The 18,465-nt window shown below is 59.7% G+C and carries 15 protein-coding genes and 1 pseudogene; 11 read left to right on the forward strand and 5 right to left on the reverse strand.

The features are described 5' to 3' along the window. Positions 1-85 precede the first annotated feature (85 nt). From rbbA to WDN02_RS02125, 3 genes and pseudogenes are all read left to right on the forward strand, one after another. Positions 86-2,904 (forward strand): annotated as a pseudogene (gene rbbA / locus WDN02_RS02115) (ribosome-associated ATPase/putative transporter RbbA). Between the two features lie 14 nt (positions 2,905-2,918). Beyond that, complete coding sequence (locus tag WDN02_RS02120; RefSeq protein ID WP_337291932.1) at positions 2,919-4,067, forward strand: ABC transporter permease; 1,149 nt, start codon at positions 2,919-2,921, stop codon at positions 4,065-4,067. 193 nt (positions 4,068-4,260) lie between these two features. Beyond that, complete coding sequence (locus tag WDN02_RS02125; protein WP_337291933.1) at positions 4,261-5,367, forward strand: alpha/beta hydrolase; 1,107 nt, start codon at positions 4,261-4,263, stop codon at positions 5,365-5,367. Between the two features lie 13 nt (positions 5,368-5,380). Here the strand turns inward: WDN02_RS02125 and WDN02_RS02130 are convergent, their stop codons facing one another. Then, on the reverse strand, positions 5,381-6,259 hold the full coding sequence (locus WDN02_RS02130) for a hypothetical protein (protein ID WP_337291934.1): 879 nt from the start codon (positions 6,257-6,259) through the stop codon (positions 5,381-5,383). Between the two features lie 43 nt (positions 6,260-6,302). Then, the gene (locus WDN02_RS02135; RefSeq protein ID WP_337291935.1) at positions 6,303-6,701 is read right to left on the reverse strand and encodes a nuclear transport factor 2 family protein; all 399 of its coding nucleotides are present in this window, start codon (positions 6,699-6,701) and stop codon (positions 6,303-6,305) included. A gap of 112 nt (positions 6,702-6,813) precedes the next feature. Here WDN02_RS02135 and WDN02_RS02140 point away from each other — a divergent pair, with 112 nt between their 5' ends. Then, the gene (locus WDN02_RS02140; RefSeq protein WP_337291936.1) at positions 6,814-7,851 is read left to right on the forward strand and encodes a zinc-binding alcohol dehydrogenase family protein; all 1,038 of its coding nucleotides are present in this window, start codon (positions 6,814-6,816) and stop codon (positions 7,849-7,851) included. A 59-nt stretch (positions 7,852-7,910) separates the two neighbouring features. On the opposite strand, the gene WDN02_RS02145 is transcribed toward WDN02_RS02140, so the two are convergent. After that, a complete protein-coding gene (locus WDN02_RS02145) occupies positions 7,911-8,351 on the reverse strand; it encodes a MarR family transcriptional regulator (protein ID WP_337291937.1) in 441 nt (146 codons plus the stop codon). 167 nt (positions 8,352-8,518) lie between these two features. Between WDN02_RS02145 and WDN02_RS02150 the strand changes: the two genes are divergently transcribed. Both WDN02_RS02150 and WDN02_RS02155 read left to right on the forward strand, forming a co-directional pair. Next, on the forward strand, positions 8,519-9,412 hold the full coding sequence (locus WDN02_RS02150; RefSeq protein ID WP_337291938.1) for an AraC family transcriptional regulator: 894 nt from the start codon (positions 8,519-8,521) through the stop codon (positions 9,410-9,412). A 409-nt stretch (positions 9,413-9,821) separates the two neighbouring features. Beyond that, on the forward strand, positions 9,822-10,649 hold the full coding sequence (locus WDN02_RS02155; RefSeq protein ID WP_337291939.1) for an AraC family transcriptional regulator: 828 nt from the start codon (positions 9,822-9,824) through the stop codon (positions 10,647-10,649). Here WDN02_RS02155 and WDN02_RS02160 read toward each other — a convergent pair. Next, positions 10,600-11,931 carry a glycosyltransferase gene (locus WDN02_RS02160; protein WP_337291940.1) on the reverse strand — a complete coding sequence of 444 codons (1,332 nt, stop codon included), beginning with the start codon at positions 11,929-11,931 and terminating at the stop codon, positions 10,600-10,602. The two genes, WDN02_RS02155 and WDN02_RS02160, sit on opposite strands and share 50 nt — an antisense overlap. A 293-nt stretch (positions 11,932-12,224) precedes the next feature. Here WDN02_RS02160 and hemW point away from each other — a divergent pair, with 293 nt between their 5' ends. After that, entirely contained in the window at positions 12,225-13,388 is a 1,164-nt protein-coding gene (gene hemW, locus WDN02_RS02165) for a radical SAM family heme chaperone HemW (RefSeq protein WP_337291941.1), read from the forward strand. 1 nt (position 13,389) lies between these two features. On the opposite strand, the gene WDN02_RS02170 is transcribed toward hemW, so the two are convergent. Next, entirely contained in the window at positions 13,390-14,649 is a 1,260-nt protein-coding gene (locus tag WDN02_RS02170; protein WP_337291942.1) for a penicillin-binding protein activator, read from the reverse strand. A 227-nt stretch (positions 14,650-14,876) separates the two neighbouring features. On the opposite strand from WDN02_RS02170, the gene rsmI reads away from it, so the two are divergent. The 4 genes from rsmI to nadA all read left to right on the forward strand — a co-directional run bounded on the left by rsmI (position 14,877) and on the right by nadA (position 18,460). After that, entirely contained in the window at positions 14,877-15,791 is a 915-nt protein-coding gene (gene rsmI, locus WDN02_RS02175) for a 16S rRNA (cytidine(1402)-2'-O)-methyltransferase (protein WP_337291943.1), read from the forward strand. Positions 15,792-15,842: 51 nt separating this feature from the next. Beyond that, on the forward strand, positions 15,843-16,241 hold the full coding sequence (locus WDN02_RS02180) for a YraN family protein (protein ID WP_337291944.1): 399 nt from the start codon (positions 15,843-15,845) through the stop codon (positions 16,239-16,241). 75 nt (positions 16,242-16,316) lie between these two features. Beyond that, positions 16,317-17,417: a hypothetical protein gene (locus WDN02_RS02185; RefSeq protein ID WP_337291945.1), complete on the forward strand. Its 1,101-nt coding sequence runs from the start codon at positions 16,317-16,319 to the stop codon at positions 17,415-17,417. A gap of 59 nt (positions 17,418-17,476) precedes the next feature. Continuing rightward, the gene (gene nadA, locus WDN02_RS02190) at positions 17,477-18,460 is read left to right on the forward strand and encodes a quinolinate synthase NadA (protein ID WP_337291946.1); all 984 of its coding nucleotides are present in this window, start codon (positions 17,477-17,479) and stop codon (positions 18,458-18,460) included. Positions 18,461-18,465 lie beyond the last annotated feature (5 nt).

Raw genomic sequence — 18,465 nt, forward strand, 5'->3', positions numbered from 1 at the left:
TGCGCACCGGACTGCCGGGCAGAGCCTTTGTGCGTGTCGACCGGAAGACCATTTGGCCGGCTTCGCTGCCCGGCCCGGCGCAATGATGCTCGCCGCCGAGGTCGGCAGAATTTGCGGAGTTTCGCTGCGCTACGGCAAGACGATTGCGCTCGATGACGTGACGCTCTCGATCCCGAAAGGCCGGATGGTCGGGCTGATCGGTCCCGACGGCGTCGGGAAATCCTCGCTCCTCGCGCTGCTCACGGGCGCCCGTCGCATCCAGAGCGGGGAGGTCCATGTTCTTGGCGGCGATCTCGGCGACGCGCGCCATCGCGCCGCCGTGTGTCCGCAGATCGCTTATATGCCGCAAGGTCTCGGAAAGAATCTTTATCCCGATCTCAGCGTGCGCGAGAACATCGAATTTTTTGGCCGCCTCTTCGGCCAATCCCGCAGCGAGCGTGACTATCGTATCGCGTCGCTTTTGAAAGCGACTGGGCTCGATCCGTTTCCCAGATCGGCTCGCAAGCCAGCTCTCGGGTGGCATGCGCCAAAAGCTCGGGCTCTGTTGCGCGCTCATCCATGATCCAGATCTTCTGATTCTGGATGAGCCGACAACAGGCGTCGACCCCGCTCTCGCGGCGGCAATTCTGGAGTCTCATTTCCCGTATGCGCGCCGAGCGCGAAGGCATGAGCGTCATCGTCGCGACGGCCTATATGGAAGAGGCCGAGCAATTCGATTGGCTGATCGCGATGAACGCCGGCCGCGTTCTCGCCGCCGGATCGCCGTCCTCTCTTAAAGAGAAGACGGGATCGCAAACGCTCGAAGAGAGTTTCATCGCGCTTCTCCCGGAAGAAACGCGGCGCGGCCACAAGGCTTTTTCGATTCCGCCACGAGTGGCTGACGACGAAATGCCGGTCATTGTCGCGCGCAACTTGACGCGCCGCTTCGGCATATTCACCGCCGTAAATAATGTCAGCTTCGCGATCAAACGCGGCGAGATTTTTGGCTTCCTCGGGTCGAATGGCTGCGGCAAGACGACTACGATGAAAATGCTGACGGGTCTCCTTCCCGCCAGTGCCGGCGAAGTGCTTCTGTTCGGCAAGCCAATCGATACCACAGATATGCGGGCCAGGTTTCGCGTCGGCTATATGTCGCAATCCTTTTCGCTTTATACCGAACTCACCGTCAGGCAGAACCTTAGCCTCCACGCACATCTGTTTCATCTCGGCAAGCACGCCCATGAGCGCATAGCAGCGCTCGTCACCCGCTTCGGGCTTGCCCCTTATCTCGACCAGCGCGCCGCCGACCTTCCGCTTGGCATTCGTCAGCGGCTTTCGCTGGCCGTCGCCATCGTCCACAAGCCCGAGATCCTCATACTCGACGAGCCGACATCGGGCGTCGATCCGCTGGCGCGCGACGCCTTCTGGGATCTCCTCGCCGACCTTTCACGCAACGACGGCATGACGGTCTTCATCTCCACGCATTTTATGAACGAGGCTGCCCGTTGCGATCATATCGCGTTGATGGATGCAGGGCGCGTTCTCGCGATGGGAACACCGGCTGACCTGATCGAGGCGCGCCGATCTTCCAACCTCGAAGAGGCTTTCATCTCCTATCTCGAAGAAGCGAACGAGACCCGCGCCTCCGGGCAAGGTCCAACGGGTGCGCCCGTTCAAGCGAAAGTGGCGCTGCCCGCAGTCAATGCTCGCGGACCAGCGAAAATCTGGTTCAGTCCGCGCCGCCTTTTCGCCTATGCCATCCGCGAAGGGCTGGAACTCTTGCGAGACCCCATCCGTATGGGGTTCGCCCTACTCGGCACCGCTTTTCTCATGGCCGTCTTTGGGGCTGGAATATCGACTGACGTGAATAATTTATCTTTCGCCGTTCTCGATCGCGACAATTCACACGAAAGCCGCGCTTATCTCGAAGAGTTACGCGGCTCGAGCTATTTTATCGAAAAGCCGCCGATCGCGACGCCCGCCGACATGGAACAGCGCCTTCGCTCCGGGGACATAAAGGCCGCAATCGAAATCCCCCCGGACTTCGGGCGCGACATCAAGAAGAATGTGCCAACTGAAGTCGGCGCGTGGGTGGACGGCGCTATGCCGTTTCGCGCCGAAACGATTCGCGGTTATCTCCAGGCGGCGCATCAACAATTTCTCTCCGATTACGCGGTCCGCAACGGCAAGGCTGCCGACGACACGCCGGACGATATCCGCGAAGCCGTGCGTAATAACAATATCTCAATGTTCAAAACTCCGAACATAAACCCCGCGGAACCGGCCCGGATCGAAACGAGGTTTCTTTACAATCAAGATTTTGAAAGCATCTATGCCCAGGTTCCCGGCAGCATCGCTCTGCTGCTCGTCATCATTCCCGCCATTTTGATGGCACTCGCGATCGTTCGCGAGAAGGAGCTTGGCTCAATCACGAATCTTTATGTGACACCTGTCACGCGCATCGAATTCCTGTTGGGCAAACAAATCCCCTACATCATGATTGCCATGATCAATTTCGGGATTCTCTGCCTGATGGGGGTTTTCCTATTCGGTGTTCCAATCAGGGGAAATTTCCTGGTCCTGCTTATCGGCGCGTTGCTTTATGTGACCGCGACGACCGGAATCGGAATGCTGATATCCTCCTTTTGCAAAACGCAGATCGCGGCTTTGTTCGGCGCGGCGATCCTCACGATGCTGCCCGCGACGACGTTCTCCGGAATGCTCACGCCCGTCTCTTCGCTCACGGGTTTACCTGCCTTGATGGGCATCGGATTCCCGATGACCTACTTTTTGAAGATCAGCGTCGGCACCTTCACCAAAGCGCTCGGCTTTCAGGATCTTTCCGTGACATTGCTGCAGGTCGCCGTCTTCATTCCAATCCTGACGATTCTCAGCCTGGTCTTTCTGCGCAAGCAGGAAAGTTAGAAGGCAGCCCGAGAATGAGCAGGCTCAGCAATATTTTCTGGCTCGGCACAAAGGAGCTTCGCAGCTTCTTCAGCGACGTCGTGCTCCTCGGCCTTGTGATCTACACGTTTTCCTTTGCGATCTATGTGCAGGGGCATAGCAACGCGCAGGAATTATATAACGGCTCCGTCGCTTACGTGGATGACGATAAATCGGAATTATCACGCAGGATGATGGCGGTTTTTCTGCCGCCTTACTTCAAGCATCCGGTTCCAATCTCCGAAAGCGATATCGACCATTTGATGAATACCGCGGCTTATACATTCGTCATCGTGATACCGCCGGATTTCGAGAAGGACGTTCTCGCCGGGCGCAGCCCCGAGGTTCAGGTCAATGTCGACGCGACGGCCATGGTCACGGCCGGGCTTGGCTACGGTTATATTCAGCAAATCCTGACGACGGAGATCGACAATTTCGTTTCGCGCAACGAGGGCACGTATCTTTCACGGTCTCAGAATGTCCAAAAGACTCCGATCACGCTCTCCGTGCGTGTCGTCTTCAATCCAAATGTCATGACATCCTGGTTCACGAGCGTCATGGGGATCGTCAATAATGTGACGATGCTCGCGATCATCCTGGCAGGCGCGGCCATCGTCCGTGAACGCGAGCATGGTACAATGGATCATCTGCTCGTCATGCCGGTCACGCCGTTTGAAATCGCCATGTCCAAGATCTGGGCAAATGGCCTCGTCATTGCCGTGGCATCCGCCCTGTCACTCGAAATCGTCGTTCGGCAAGTTCTCAAAATCCCGATCGCCGGCTCGGTGCCTTTGTTCATTGCCGGCGTCAGCATCTATCTGTTCTTTGCGACCGCGATCGGTATTTTTCTGGCGACGATCGCGCGGTCGATGCCGCAGCTCGGCCTGCTTTATATTCTCGTCGCAATGCCTATGAATATCCTGTCTGGCAGCAACACGCCACTCGAATCCATGCCACCGGTTTTGAGCACGATCATGATGTTCTCGCCCTCAACCCATTTCGTATTATTCGCGCAGTCAATCCTCTTTCGTGGCGCGGGATTCTCCATTGTCTGGCCGCAGTTTCTCTTCGTCGCCTTCGTCGGCTGCCTATTCCTGGCGATCGCGCTCATGCGCTTTCGCACGGTGGCGGTTCAGGCGGGGTAACGAACCTGGATTTTCGTCGCAGTCAGATCCGCGCCACTTTTGCCCGCACAAGGCTAACGTGCGATTATGTAAACAGGCATAGTGATCTGGAAGAGAGCGCAACGAATATGCGCTAACCGGGTGCATCGCCAGATCGAAGCTTCGTGCGGTCTGATCAGGCCCGGATTCGATCGCGATCACTTGGAGATCGATTATGCGTAGAATGAGAAATTTGTTGGCGAGCGTCGCCTTCGTGGCGCCTGTCCTAAGTCTCACGGCAGCTTATGCCCAGGATGCAAGTAATCCCGCTGCGCCTTATGTGCCTAAAGCTTGCTCGACGCATGTCACCGTCGCCCCTGCCGACATCGCCGATGATCCAAATCTTGATCCTGCGGTCCGCAAATTTCTGATCCCGCTCGACAAGGACCCCAGCCCGTTTTGGGAACAGCCTCAGCCCAAACCACAGCAGGTTGTAACCGATCTGCAGAACCAGACTCCGGTCGACATGTCCGGCGTGACGATCTCGGAGAAATCGCTCACCGTCGATGGTCGCACGATAAAGCTGTTTATCGTGAAGCCCGATCATGTCGAAGGGCATCCGGGCGTCATTCTCTTTATCCATGGCGCCGTTTGGCTTGCGGGTAACTTTGAAAATCATAAGCGGCTTGTGCGCGATCTCGTCGTCGAATCCGGGCAGCCGGCCGTCTTTCCCGAAATTACAAACCTTCCGGCCGGAAAGTATCCGGTGCCGCTGAACCAATCTTACGCGACACTTGAATGGATCGCCACGCATGCATCGGAATTCGGCGCGGACGGAAGCCGGATCGCGGTGGCTGGAAACTCGGTCGGCGGCAACATGACCGCGGCCTTGAATCTGATGGTCAAGGATCGGAAGGGGCCGAAGATCAGCTATCAGGTTCTGCTCTGGCCGGCGACCAATGCCGGTGTCGATACGTGCTCCTACGAAACATATGCCAACGGCCGCTTCCTGAGCCGCGCGTTTATGAAGTATGGCTGGGATCGTTATGCGCCGACCGAGAAGGAACGAGAAAACCCGTATGTTTCGCCTCTGCGCGCCAGCACGAGCGAATTGCAAGGCCTCCCGCCGACCTTGGTCATCACCGAAGAAAACGACGTGCTACGGGATGAGGGCGAAGCCTATGGTCACCGTCTGCAAGATGCGGGCGTGCCGACAGTCTTCGTTCGCTACAACGGAACCATCCACGACTTTGGCTTGCTGGACGCGCTCGTCGATCTGCCGACGACCAAAGCGATGATCCATCAGGTCGCGGGAAGCATCCGCAAGCACATCGGAGAATAAGGCGGTCTCTGATTCAGCCGCGGCCGGCAAGCCAGGCCGCGGCGTTCAGCATATAGCGATGCGTAGAAGCGACGGCCGTCGGCGTCCGGGCAAGAGAATCGCCCGGCGGCTCGTCGACAAAGCTTGGGCATCCGGAAGAAGTGTCCCAGTTATAGTCGGCGAAATGATGAAATGTGCTTTGAGCGATCGCGCGACCCGATCTGTTCGACGCCTCGAATGCAACCGCCAGATTGAACACGCGGCCAGATATTTGGCTTTTGCCTCTGGCGATCACGCGCGCATCTTCGTCATCTGGCGCCGCGATTGCCCCTTCATGCGGATGGGTCGGCAAGAATTGCACATAGCCGTCGGACGACTCCGAGTCCGTCAATACGGGATGCAGCGGCAATACCGGCTCCACGATTTGAAAATCGCCGTTCGCACCGGAATGATAATTCGGCCAGCTGATATTGGTCGAATAGGGATCGTCGATCCGACAGTTTTCCACGACCGGATCGACATTGCGCGAATGGAAATGATGCGCTTTTCCGACGCCCGCCAGGCCGCAGATTGAAGAACCCAAGTCCATATGATCGCGCGTCACCAGAAGCCCGCGGCCCTGGCGCCGGAACCTTGAGATCGCTTCGCAATCCGACTCCGTAAGCCCGTCGCCGATATCGACGGCGAAGAGCCATAGTTCGTCATAGTCGCTCTGGTCGAGCTTGGAGAGAACGCCGTCAGGCCTGCCGAGCGGATCGCGGTCCCGCATCGTCACCTCGTACATCGGATCGCCCGATGGCGCCTTCGCGGCGGTCAGCAAGGCGCCGAGACGGCTGAAGCGCGCGATCGACCAATCGTCCTCCGTCGGAGGAATCGTTGTCTGCAGAAGAATTCTCACTGGACCGTCATGCATGACAAGCTCCGATGTTTTGCCGGCTTTGGCCGGTTGAACTCCGCTATTCTTTTCCCAGCGCCTCGGCCCAGGCGCCCGACTCTGTATATTGAACAAAGCGGATGATGCGCCCGTCCTGTACGGTCCAGACATGAACGAACGGCGCTTTGAGCGCGCCGTCGCCATTCCTAGCCCGGCCTGTATAAACACCGAATGACACAGTGCGATCGTCCCGTGACACGAAGTCTGAAGGCGTGCAGGCGAAACCATCGAAGTCGCGGCGGATCGGCGCGAAGACTTTGGTCACGATCGCTTCGGTGCCCGTCACAGTTCCGGAATAATAGGGTGAACGCTCGGCGCTGGTCCACTCGATCGCGGGGTTGAACAAGGCGAAAGCGGCGGCGCTATCGCCGCGCGCCAACGCCGTATAAAAGTGCCGGATGATGGTTTCGGCTTCGATCATCTTTGCCTCGGGCTTCGCAACGTCCTCGTGACAGTCGCACGAGCACCAGGTCGACTCCATCAGCCTGCGGCATGATCGCGTCTATACCAATGGATAGGATTACGCGGCTGCGATGTTGCGCTCTTTTTGGGGCGAATTGTGCGGTCACGTCCGCATCCCGAAGAATGCCAGGACAGCCAAGATGCGCGCGATGACGGCGAAAGCCTTTGGCGGCTATGCCGATTTAAAATTGACCGACCTTCCCAAGCCGAACGCCGGCGAAGGTCGTGTTCTCGTGCGCATAACCGCGGCCGGGGTGACGCCGCTCGACCACACAATCTTGTCGGGTCAATTTCCACTTGCCAATCCGCCGCTCGTGCTCGGCAACGAGGGTGCCGGCGTGGTCGAAGAGGGTGACGAGGAGATCCCCACCGGCACCCGCGTCATGTTTACCGGCCCGTATGGCGTCTTCGAGAACGGCACCTACAGCGAGTATGTCGCCGTCAAGAAGGAGTATCTCTGCGTGATTCCTGCAGGAATATCCGATACGACGGCGGCGGGCCTTCCCATCGCCTATCTGACAGCTTATCTCGCGCTTAGCGATGCCGGCTTTGAAAAGGGTAAATCTGTCCTAGCTCCCGCGATTGGCGGCTCGGTCGGCAATGCGGCGACGCAATTGGCGCGCGCCATGGGCGCCAAACATGCCATCTCCACGACGACCAATCCGGCGAAGGCGAAGCAGGCGGAGGAATTAGGCTTCGATGAAATCGTCGATCTCAGCAAGGAAAGCCTGGCCGATGGGATTCGCCGGCTGACCGACGGCTATGGCGTCGACATTGTCATCGACGGCATCGGCGGCGACGTCCTGAGCGAGGCGCTTGGTGCTTTGGCCCAAGGCGGCAGCCTGACGAGCCTCGGCTATTCGGCCGGCCGCAAATCGACTATCGACGTCACCAATCTCATCTGGAAAGGCGCGAGCATCAGAAGCTTTCTGCTCTTTTCCAAATCGCCGGCGGATTGGGCGAAAGCCTGGACGACTATCATTCCGCTTTTGGCGAGCGGCCAAGTCGTGCCCGTCATCGCCAAGACCTTTTCGCTCGAAGAGGCGCCGGAGGCCCTCCGTTATCTCGTCGAAGAGCGCCCCTTTGGCCGCGTGATCCTGACGCTCTAAAGTAGTCCCTGCGGTCGCTCGCGACTTGAGCGTATCGCCAGCTCTTCCTCTGCGCGAATTCAGCCGGCCTCTTTGAGCAATGTCGCGCGCACCAAGATGATCGCCTCGCGCAATTGCCGAAGCGCGTCCGGCGCGAGGCCCGTCGCACCATCGACGCAGGACGGGAAATCCCGCGCCTTGTCGCGCAATGTATCGCCCTTCTTCGTCAACTGGACACGCACCTGGCGCTCGTCGTCGGGATCGCGGTTACGCATCACCAAATCGAGACCTTCGAGCCGTTTGAGCAATGGCGTCAGCGTATTGGATTCAAGGAAAAGCAGATTACCAAGGCTGCCGACGGTCTGATCGTCCTTGGCCCAGAGCGACACGAGAACGAGATATTGCGGATAGGTGACGCCCAATATTTTGAGCAGCGGCTTATAGACCTGATTGAACGCGTGGCTGGTCGAATAGACCGCAAAACAGATGAAATCGTCAGGCACTGGGGCTTTGCTGGCCATAAATCATCCTTCTGCGCATGAATGCGGCCAGTTGGCGCATCCCTAGATAAATCGCACGCGATTAGATCGCAAGATATTGACCGAGGCGGAAGCAGCACCTAATTTGATCGTATACGATCTAATCGTTTACGATAATAATCGTAAACTGTCGGCCTGAGGTAAGCCCGATGAATCTGCGTGCTGACGGAACCCGTAAATATCCAAATTCGAAATTGATCGCCTCATCCGCCAATCGCGGCTGGACGACGATTTATGCGGAGCTGCGTGATCATCCAGCGGGCCATATCGCCTCCGCCGTCCAGCAGAACGTCGAGATCGTCATCGCATTGCGCGGCGCGGATCAGGGCTCCGTCACCCGGATCGGTGCCGGACGCCGGCAGCAAAGCCAGCCTTCCATAGGCACGATCTGGCTTGTGCCGATCGGCGTCGGCAGCGAGGAAATCATCCTCACCGCGCCGATGGCTGAAACACTGCATCTCTATTTGCCGGGACGGCAATTCAGCCGCCTTGCGGAGGAATACAACCTTCCGCACTCGCTAGGCCAAGCGCTGCAATATCTGGGCGGCCTGCACGATGAGCTGATCCGCCAGCTTGGCATCGCCTTGCTCACTGAAATGCTCGCAGAAACATCGACGAGCCGCATGTTGGCGGAAAGTGCGTCGATCATGCTGGCCGCCCAGCTCTCACATCGCTATTCCGGCGCGGACCTGCTGAAACCGGGCGGCGGCCGCGAAAGGCCGGAAGGCGCCCGTCTGCGGCGCGTGCTCGACTATATCGAAGCGAATATTGAAACGGACATAAGTGTCGAAGCGCTTGCTGATGTCGCGGCGTTAAGCGTCTTTCATTTCACACGGCTATTCACCGCGGCCATGGGTCAGCCACCGCGCAAATATGTCAGCCGCCGCCGGCTTGAGACGGCAATGGCGATGCTGGCGCGCGACAAATTCTCCTTGAACGAGATCGCCCACAAATCGCGTTTTTCATCGCAAGCGGCCTTCTCGCGCGCCTTCCGCCGCGCAACAGGAATGACACCGGGCGAATACCGGCGGCTCGTCCGCTAGCCGACATCCCGCGTCTGCATGAGGGAAATAGCAAGTACGATCAAAAGAACGGCAATGCGGATCAAACGAAGCGCGCGATGCTTCGATAAGATCGCGCCGACTTGCGTCGCCTTTCAACCCGTTGGGAGGCTCTCGCGAGAACGCCAAACATCCAAGCCCTCCAGACATGGCAGACATGGGACGTCGTTGACAATATCAGCGCGTCTGGACGGCGATCCGAAACCATCGTCTCGAATGATCCTCGACTCTGACCGGTATTCAAGTGTCACGGTCTAAGACCAAGGCCAACTCCGTTCCCGATAGTCGCGTCAGCGTGGGAAGTCAGCAGCGGACAGCCCTCATACTGCCCGAGACACAATGGCGAAAGAAGCCGGCGCTCATCGAGCCCGCGGATAAAGCTCCGCCGCGCATGAGCCTGACTCATTGGTCGACGCCGGCGACGGCATTCCCTTACGAAGTCAGCACCGACGCGCCCGGCGACTCGCATCTCCTGACCTTCTCTTTCACGACTTCGCGCGGAGAGTTCAGCTTCGAGGGCGTCAATCCGAACCAGGGCCATATCGAAGCCTCGAGCATCCTGATCACCGGACCGAACAGAGGCGTCTTTCGCGGGATATTTTTCAGGCCGGCACAGTTTTTCAGGATTTATCTGCCGCACGGCCTGATCGAGGAATGCTACGCTGAACTCACAATGCACAGGCCGCCCTCGGATATCATCCTGTTTGAACCACAGATCTTGAGCGACAGGATTGTCCGCCAGCTCACCATGAGCCTCGTGGGAATTGATGAAGACGGCGGTCCCTTCGGCCCCACATTCCTCGATTCAATCGGCCTGGCCCTGACGTCGCGCCTCGTCGCGCTCCATCTGAATCGCCGCGTGAACCCGTCGCCCACCGTGAGGACGCCTTTGGCGCCGTGGCGGCTGCAGCGGGTGGTGGATTATGTCGAGTCGCACCTCTCAGACAGAATATCCCTGTCGGATTTGAGCGAAGCCGCGGGGCTGAGCCGGATGCATTTCGCAGCACAATTCCGACTCGCGACAGGGGTTTCGCCGCACGCCTACATCATCAAACGAAAGGTAGAACGCGCCGAACAATTGCTTCTCGATCAGGCATTCTCAATCGTCGACATTGCACTGCTGCTGGGCTTTTCCAGCCAGGCGCATTTCACGCAAGTCTTTAAGAAAATTATCGGAGACACGCCGCATCGCTGGCGCCAGAATATTCGCAATCCCTAGCCGCACGTGGTGCGGCAGGCGCGGATAGCAATTCGCTATAGAGCGCAGCATAGCGTTCAGCCATTTTGTCCTGATCGAAGCTTTCGACAGCCTTGCGCCGTGCCGCGTCGCGCAAGGCCTGCGGCGATGGATGCTGGGCAACCCATCTGATCCCGGCGACGAATTCATCGACAGCGAAAGGCTGCGCCAAAAAGCCGTTCCTTTCGTGACAGATCATTTCTGGAATCCCGTTGATTGCGAAGGCAACACACGGCGTCGCGCAGGCGAGTGCTTCCGCCACCATGTTCGGCAGATTGTCTTCGCGCGATGGGCAGATGAAAACGTCCGCCGCGGAATAGAGCAAAGCCAGTTCGGCATCGTCGTCCACAGGCGCTAATGCCTGGACCGTCACATATTTCGTCGACGCGAGTGAAAGCGTCCCCGACCCGAACGTCACCAAACGGCAAGGGAAGTCGATGCGCTCCAGCGCGGCTTGCAAGAGATCGCCGCCTTTGCGTGGATCGGTTAGCTGATGCGCGCCGAAGAGCAGGATCGTCTCGTTTGCCTGCAGGCCAAAATGTGCGCGCGCGCGATCCGCAGGTTTGAAAAGCCTGAGATCGAGCCCGTTTGCGATCACCTCAATACGGCGCCCGGCAAGCAAGCTACTCTGGCCGGCAATCTCGGCCAGCCAATGGCTCGGTGCAACAATCACCGGCGCAATCTTTTTGTAGACTTGCTGTTTGAGCTGCCAAACGCTGTGTGAGAGATCATCCACTTCAGCGCTGCTGAGTTGCGGACACGCGCCGCAGTGCCGCTGGTAGCCGTTGCAGGTGCCCGCATAATGACAGCCGCCGGTGAAAGGCCATGCGTCGTGCAAGGTCCAGATCACTGGTACATCGAGTTGCGCGAGTTCGTCGAGTGACGCGACGCCGGCGCCAAGCCAATGCAAATGCACCAGACGCGGCTTCAAACGCGCGAGCGGAATGCGCAGCGGATTGGCCCAGAACGCCGGCGTGAAGCGCGGCTCGCTGTGCTTGCGGTATTTCCGCACCGGGCGCGACTCGATCACCGACAAGCGATCGGCAAGCCAGCCAAGCAGCGAGCGCCGGCGAACCCCGGAAATATCGCTACGGGTATCGTCCCTGAAAAGCGTGAGATAATGCGCGTTCGGATAAAAACGCTTGATGCCTTCAAAGATGCGATAAGCAGCTCGGGCCGCACCGCCCTGCTTCTGGAACGCGTTGACGAGGAGGATATCGCTGCGCGCTGCCGCTTTGATATGCGATTGTCGGGTGCCGGCCATATCGAGGAGATCTATCTCAAAGACGCGCGCCCAGTCTGCGCGCCATTACGCCAGAACTATGTAGGCCGAAAGGTTCGCGGCAGCATCCGCGACCGGCCTCCGAAACTTCAAAACCTGACTATGGATGAGTTACGAGCGCCATATACGCTCCGTGGCAAGCAGTTTCAGGACGCCGTTTCTGGAAAAAACGCAAATTCTGCCCGAAAAACGCGGCTTCACCATCGCGCTCAACAAAATGTGGGTAGGCGCCCCTGCCCTGATGACCGAATCACTTGCTCGTGACATAAGGCGGCATGGCACGCCAAACCGCTTCCGATCCGGGCTTCGGGGTTTACGTCCACTGGCCGTTCTGCCTTTCGAAATGCCCCTATTGCGATTTCAACAGCCACGTCCGCTCGCAGGCGGTGGATGAACGGCGATTTGTTGCCGCCATGGCGGCTGAGCTCGCCCATCGCGCCAGCCTCACCAAGGGCCGCACCGTTCGCTCGGTCTTCTTCGGTGGCGGCACGCCTTCGCTGATGCAGGCGAAAAGCGTCGCCGGGGTGTTGGAGGCCATCGCCAAACATTGGCCGGTGGCGCCCGATGTCGAAGTCACGCTCGAAGCCAATCCGTCGAGTGTCGAGGCGGCGCGCTTTCGCGAGTATCGCGCCGCGGGCGTCAACCGTGTCTCGATCGGCGTGCAATCTTTCAACGATACCGACCTCAAGGCGCTCGGCCGACTGCACAATGCAGCCGAGGCGAGCAATGCCATCGATGTCGCGGCGCAAGTTTTTGACCGCTATTCATTCGATCTGATCTATGGCCGGCCCAACCAGACCGTGAAAGCCTGGGAAGCGGAACTGAAGACGGCACTCACCCGCGTGCGCGACCATATTTCGCTGTATCAACTCACCATCGAACCCGACACGATGTTCGAGCGGCTTCACAATGCCGGAAAGCTCGCCGTACCGGATTCCGATCTTGGTCGCGCCTTCTGGGATGCGACGCAGGAACTGACCGCAATGGCCAGCCTCCCCGCGTACGAGGTTTCGAACCACGCACGCCGCGGCGCCGAGAGCCGCCATAACCTCATCTATTGGCGCTATGGCGAATATGCCGGCGTCGGCCCCGGCGCACATGGCCGGATCATTACGCCCAAGGGGCGCCGGGCGCACGCAACTGAGCGCCATCCCGAAATGTGGCTTACCGTCGTCGAGGCGGACGGCCATGCCCTCGTCGAGGACGAATTGCTATCGACCGAGGAACAGGGCGACGAATTCCTGCTGATGGGGCTGCGGCTCTCGGAGGGAATTGAGCCGGCCCGTTTCGAGGCGGTCGCAGGACGCCGACTCGATCCCGGCCGTATCGCCTCGCTCCTCGCCGACGGCATGGTGGAGATGACCGCTGCCGGCCGGCTGCGTGTCAGCCCCGAAGGCTTTCCGGTGCTCGACGCCGTCGTGGCGGATTTGGCGGCTTAAATCAGGTCGCCGAGCCTCTGCCCGCAAAACTGCGCGGCGCCTGGCTTAGTGCGACGGCACTGCCACTCTCGATTTCGAAGATCGCCAGAGCGCGCTCATTCTGGCCGTTCGGCTTGAACCGGAACACGCCGTCGGCGCCGTTGAAACCGCCCGAGTTGGTCAGCACATTGTCGGAAAACTTGTCGCCGCCACCGCGTTTCGCCAGCGCGATGACGAGTGAGGCCGCGTCATAGCCGAGCGTCGCGATCCGCGTCGGATCGCTGCCATATTTGGTACGATAGCGCTGCGCGAACGCCTGGAAGCCGCCATTGTCCGGCGCCGCGAACCAGGCCCCCTGCAACGGCGCAAGGCCGAGCACGCGGGCATCGTTCCAGAGGCCCGTGCCGAGAATCTGCGCCTTGTGCGAATCGAGCCCGGCGGAGCGCAGCGCATGGGCCATGGCCGGCATCGCGTCGGCCTGTTCAGGGATGAACAGCGCGTCGATCTGATTGCCGAAGGCCGCGACCTTGCCGACGGCGCTCGTGAGCGTCTGCGGCGTGTAATTCTCAATCTCGACGACACGCAGCCCGCGTTGCGCGGCGATCTGCTGAAACTCCGCCGAGGCGACACGGCCGTAATCGTTATTCGGGATCAGAGCGGCGAAGGATTTCTTTCCCTGGCTCGCCGCGTAATCGACGATGCGATCGACATAATTCTCAATCAGGAACGACAGGAGATAGACGCCGGGAGCCGCGGTCGACGTGTCGGTCGAGAAGGCGATGACCGGCTTATGCGCCGCCTGCGCAATTTCACCGACCGCACGGACGCTCGGGGAAAAAAGCGGCCCAAGAATAATATCGTCGTTCTCGGTGATCGTCTGTTGCGCCGCCGTCTTGGCGCCGTCCGGTGTCGAATGATCGTCCATATAGGAGAAGGTCACGGCATTGCCGCCGCTTTCGGAGACCGCGAGATCGGCGGCATTTTTGAGCGATACGCCGACAACGCTCGGGGCACCCGACGCCTGCGTCAGCGGCAGAATCATCGCGACACGCACACTGCTGCTGCCCGCTGGCCCCGACGGCGCACCAGGAAGCGGCTGCGTTTGGACTGGCGTCACAGGTGCCGAAGCCGAAAACGAATCGGAATTGTTATTGCTCGAGGCGCTGGGATTGACCTCCTCGCAGGCGCCCAAGGCAAGCGTCGCGAGCAGCGTAAACGCAAGGCCAACCCTGGCGCCAAGGCGCCGGCCGAAATGCCGGGCAAGCCCGAAGCTCTGAAACAAGAAAGACCCCCTCCAGCCGCGATATCCATAAGCGGCTCTGCAGGAATTCGCGGGCTCGCGGCATGGCCGCATAAGCCAAGGCAGTTTAACTAGGAACACATTATATCTGATTTGAGGCGGCTCGGAAATTGGACCGCAGCCGCCACTAGCTTGCGGGCTTCTGGCGCGTTCTATATATGGAATATTAGGACGATATATAGAACACTCGTTCCAACCATCGGCGGAAGATGAGCGAAAATCAGAACGCCCTAGAGGGCGCCCCCATGTTCACCGCCTTCGGCTTACGGGCGGAGGCGGTGAAATTATCGCCCGGACTCCATGTCGTCGCGACTCCGATCGGCAACCTCGGCGATATTTCGTTGCGCGCACTCTCGACACTTGCGGCGGCCGACGCAGTGATTGCGGAAGATACGCGAGTCACGAAAGTGCTTCTCGCCCATTACGGCATCTCGACGCCTCTCGTCGCTTATCATGAGCACAACGCCGCGGTCATGCGCCCGCACCTCGTCGCCCGGCTCACCAATGGCGCAGCGCTCGCCCTTGTCTCGGATGCTGGCACGCCGCTCATCTCCGATCCGGGATATAAACTCGTCGCCGCGACGCTGGCCGAAGGCCTGCCCGTGACCTCCGTTCCGGGCGCTTCAGCCGTACTCACAGCCCTCGTCGTCGCCGGCCTGCCGACGGACCGATTTTTCTTCGAGGGATTCTTGCCGCCGAAATCCGCGGCCCGGCGGCAGCGGATCGCAGTACTCGCACCGATTCCCGGCACGCTGGTCTTTTTCGAGTCTCAACATCGCGTGGCCGAGACGCTCCATGATCTGGCTGAGGTTCTGGGACCGCGCGACGCGGCGTTGGCGCGCGAGCTGACCAAGGTTTTCGAAACAGTCCGGCGCGGCACGCTGCCGGAGCTTGCGGAAACCTTTGCCGCCGAACCGCCGCCGAAGGGCGAGATCGTTCTTCTGGTCGGGCCGCCACAGGATGGCGCGCTTGAGATCGACGCGGAAGAACTCGACCGCCGGCTCGCCAAGGCGCTCGAAACCCTGTCGGTCAAGGAAGCGGCGACCGTCATTTCCGTTGAAACCGGTCAACCACGACGCAAAGTTTACGCACGGGCTGTGGAACTCTCCGCCCGTAACCGTTGAAGCAAAGCGTAAACGCGCGCAAATTCGGAGCGAATTGAACCGAGAGCGATCATGGTTGCCAAACTCGGCGGACCGATAACAGCCGAAGCCCGTCGCCAGCGTGCCCGTATTGCCGGGCGCCGCGCGGAGAATTGGGCGGCGCTCTATTTGCGGCTCAAAGGCTATCGGATCCTGGCGCGGGGCTATTGCGTGCGCGGCGGTGAGATTGATCTCGTCGTGCGGCGCGGATCGAACATCGTCTTTGTCGAGGTGAAATATCGTCCGACGCTGATCGCGGCGATGAATGCGATCGACACATGGAAACGCCAGCGCGTCTCGCGCGCCGCCCGCGTCTGGCTCTCAGCCAACCCTTGGGCGGCAGCCTTGACGCTGCGCGGCGACGCTGTCTATCTCGCCCCGCGCCAATGGCCACGCCATGCTATCGCCGCCGTGGCGCTCGATTTCGATTGAATAATTGTTGCATCTGCGCCTTAGACATTCGGCGAAAAGCCGCCGCAAATTTCGGCGGCGAGGAAAATGACGGGAATGAACACGGCCGAATCCGCCACAACGGTTCCCCGCGCGGCCGGCGAAGCGGCCCAACCGAGCGTCGCATCGGCCGCCGGCATCGCGGCTGATCTTGTCGCCGTCCTCGTCGCCGTCACGGGCGGCGAGCCGCGTGTGCTGACCTTGCAGGACGCGCGCCTGTTGCCCTCCGGCGCTTTTGAGCTGACGCACCGGTCTCTGCAATCAGGCCTGCGCGCCTGGGTCGAACGGCAGACGCATCATCCCGTTGGCTATGTCGAACAACTCTACACATTCGCAGATCGCGACCGCGGCCTTGGCCCCGAACAACGCGTCATCTCTGTCAGCTATCTCGGTCTGACCCGCGAGCGGCCGCCCGGCCCCGGCGACCAGACGAGCTGGCAGGATTGGTATCTCTATCTGCCATGGGAAGACCGCCGCGTCGGCGTTCCTCCTATGATCGACGCCGTGATCCTGCCCGCCCTACGCGCTTTTGCCAAAGCCGCGCCCAACATTGCCTTGCGGCACGACCGCGCCAATCGGATCGCCGCCACCTTCGGCACCGACGGCCGCCCGTGGAACGAGGAATTCGTGCTCCAGCGCTACGAATTGCTCTACGAAGCGGGCCTAATCCCCGAAGCGCGGCGAGGAGAGGCGGATGCGGGCGCCGCGCCAGATCACGATGGTTTTGGATTGGATCGATCCAAAGCCATCGTGATCGATTCTGAAAATTCAGAGCGGGATTTACGCGAAAAACCGGCATCCACTTTTTCGCATCCTGCTCTGGTGCATGGCCGCAGCATGAGCCTCGATCACCGCCGCATTCTGGCGACGGGAATCGCCCGGCTACGCGCCAAGATTAAATACCACCCGGTCGTGTTCGAGCTGATGCCCGACACTTTCACGCTGCTGCAATTGCAACGCTGCGTCGAGGCTCTCGCCGGCCGGCTCGTCCACAAACAGAATTTCCGCCGCCTGGTGGAACAGCAGGAACTCGTTGAAGAAACAGGGCAATCCAGCCAGGAGACAGGCGGACGGCCGGCAAAACTCTTCCGCTTCCGCCGGGAAGTTTTGTTTGAGCGCGCCCTCGTCGGAACGAAACTGCCCATTTCTCGGTCTTGACAAACGTTATGCTCAACCCCAGCATATTACTCAGTAATGCTCAGAGGGAGTATAATCTGATGGCCGAGATGGATTTGCTGACAAGGAGCGACGAGCTCTACGCCAAGGTGAGCCATCGGATTCCGGCGATCGAGTGGCCGTTCTTCTCCGGCGACATCGAGGCGATCCAGCGGCTGAAGCGCGAGCGCAATGCCGTGATCCTGGCGCATAATTACCAGACGCCGGAAATTTATCATTGCGTCGCCGATATCGTCGGCGACAGCCTGGCGCTTGCCCGCGAGGCGGTGGATGTCGATGCCGACGTGATCGTGCTCGCCGGTGTCCATTTCATGGCCGAAACGGCAAAGCTCCTCAATCCCAAGAAGAAAGTTCTGATCCCGGACATGGCCGCCGGCTGTTCGCTGGCGGACTCGATCACGCCGGAGAACGTGCGCGAACTGCGGCGCCGCTATCCCGGCGTGCCTGTCGTCACCTATGTCAACACGTCGGCGGCCGTGAAGGCTGAATCCGATATCTGTTGTACCTCCGGCAACGCGCGCAAGATTATCGAATCGCTCGGCGTGCCGCGCGTGATCATGATCCCGGACGAATATCTGGCGAAGAACATCGCCGCCGAGACGGGCGTCGAGATCATCACCTGGAAGGGCCATTGCGAAGTGCACGAGCTTTTCGGCACCGAGGAAGTCGCGCAATTGCGCGAGGATTATCCCGGCGTCGTCATTCTCGCACATCCCGAATGTGCACCCGACGTCGTCCAGGCTGCGGACTTTTCCGGTTCGACCGCGGCGATCGCCAATTACGTCGAGAAGAAGCGGCCAGAGCGAGTTGCGCTGCTGACCGAATGTTCGATGAGCGATAATATCTCCGTGCATTATCCGGAACTTGAATTCATCCGTCCGTGCAATCTCTGTCCGCACATGAAGCGGATCACGCTGTCGAACATCCGGCGTTCGCTGGAGACGATGCAGCACGAGGTGGAGATCGATCCTTCGACCGCCGTACGGGCACGGCTTTCGGTCGAACGCATGTTGGCGGTCTCTTAAGGCAA

The sequence above is a fragment of the Methylovirgula sp. genome (assembly GCF_037200945.1).
In the GTDB taxonomy this organism is placed as follows: Bacteria; Pseudomonadota; Alphaproteobacteria; order Rhizobiales; family Beijerinckiaceae; genus Methylovirgula.

Bases quoted from the DNA above. Each gene is read 5' to 3' on its own strand.
- WDN02_RS02120 (WP_337291932.1), top strand. From the start codon at position 2,919: ATGAGCAGGCTCAGCAATATTTTCTGGCTCGGCACAAAGGAGCTTCGC.
- WDN02_RS02125 (WP_337291933.1), top strand. From the start codon at position 4,261: ATGCGTAGAATGAGAAATTTGTTGGCGAGCGTCGCCTTCGTGGCGCCT.
- WDN02_RS02130 (WP_337291934.1), bottom strand. From the start codon at position 6,259: ATGCATGACGGTCCAGTGAGAATTCTTCTGCAGACAACGATTCCTCCG.
- WDN02_RS02135 (WP_337291935.1), bottom strand. From the start codon at position 6,701: ATGATCGAAGCCGAAACCATCATCCGGCACTTTTATACGGCGTTGGCG.
- WDN02_RS02140 (WP_337291936.1), top strand. From the start codon at position 6,814: ATGTTGCGCTCTTTTTGGGGCGAATTGTGCGGTCACGTCCGCATCCCG.
- WDN02_RS02145 (WP_337291937.1), bottom strand. From the start codon at position 8,351: ATGGCCAGCAAAGCCCCAGTGCCTGACGATTTCATCTGTTTTGCGGTC.
- WDN02_RS02150 (WP_337291938.1), top strand. From the start codon at position 8,519: ATGAATCTGCGTGCTGACGGAACCCGTAAATATCCAAATTCGAAATTG.
- WDN02_RS02155 (WP_337291939.1), top strand. From the start codon at position 9,822: ATGAGCCTGACTCATTGGTCGACGCCGGCGACGGCATTCCCTTACGAA.
- WDN02_RS02160 (WP_337291940.1), bottom strand. From the start codon at position 11,931: ATGGCCGGCACCCGACAATCGCATATCAAAGCGGCAGCGCGCAGCGAT.
- hemW (WP_337291941.1), top strand. From the start codon at position 12,225: ATGGCACGCCAAACCGCTTCCGATCCGGGCTTCGGGGTTTACGTCCAC.
- rsmI (WP_337291943.1), top strand. From the start codon at position 14,877: ATGAGCGAAAATCAGAACGCCCTAGAGGGCGCCCCCATGTTCACCGCC.
- WDN02_RS02180 (WP_337291944.1), top strand. From the start codon at position 15,843: ATGGTTGCCAAACTCGGCGGACCGATAACAGCCGAAGCCCGTCGCCAG.
- WDN02_RS02185 (WP_337291945.1), top strand. From the start codon at position 16,317: ATGAACACGGCCGAATCCGCCACAACGGTTCCCCGCGCGGCCGGCGAA.
- nadA (WP_337291946.1), top strand. From the start codon at position 17,477: ATGGCCGAGATGGATTTGCTGACAAGGAGCGACGAGCTCTACGCCAAG.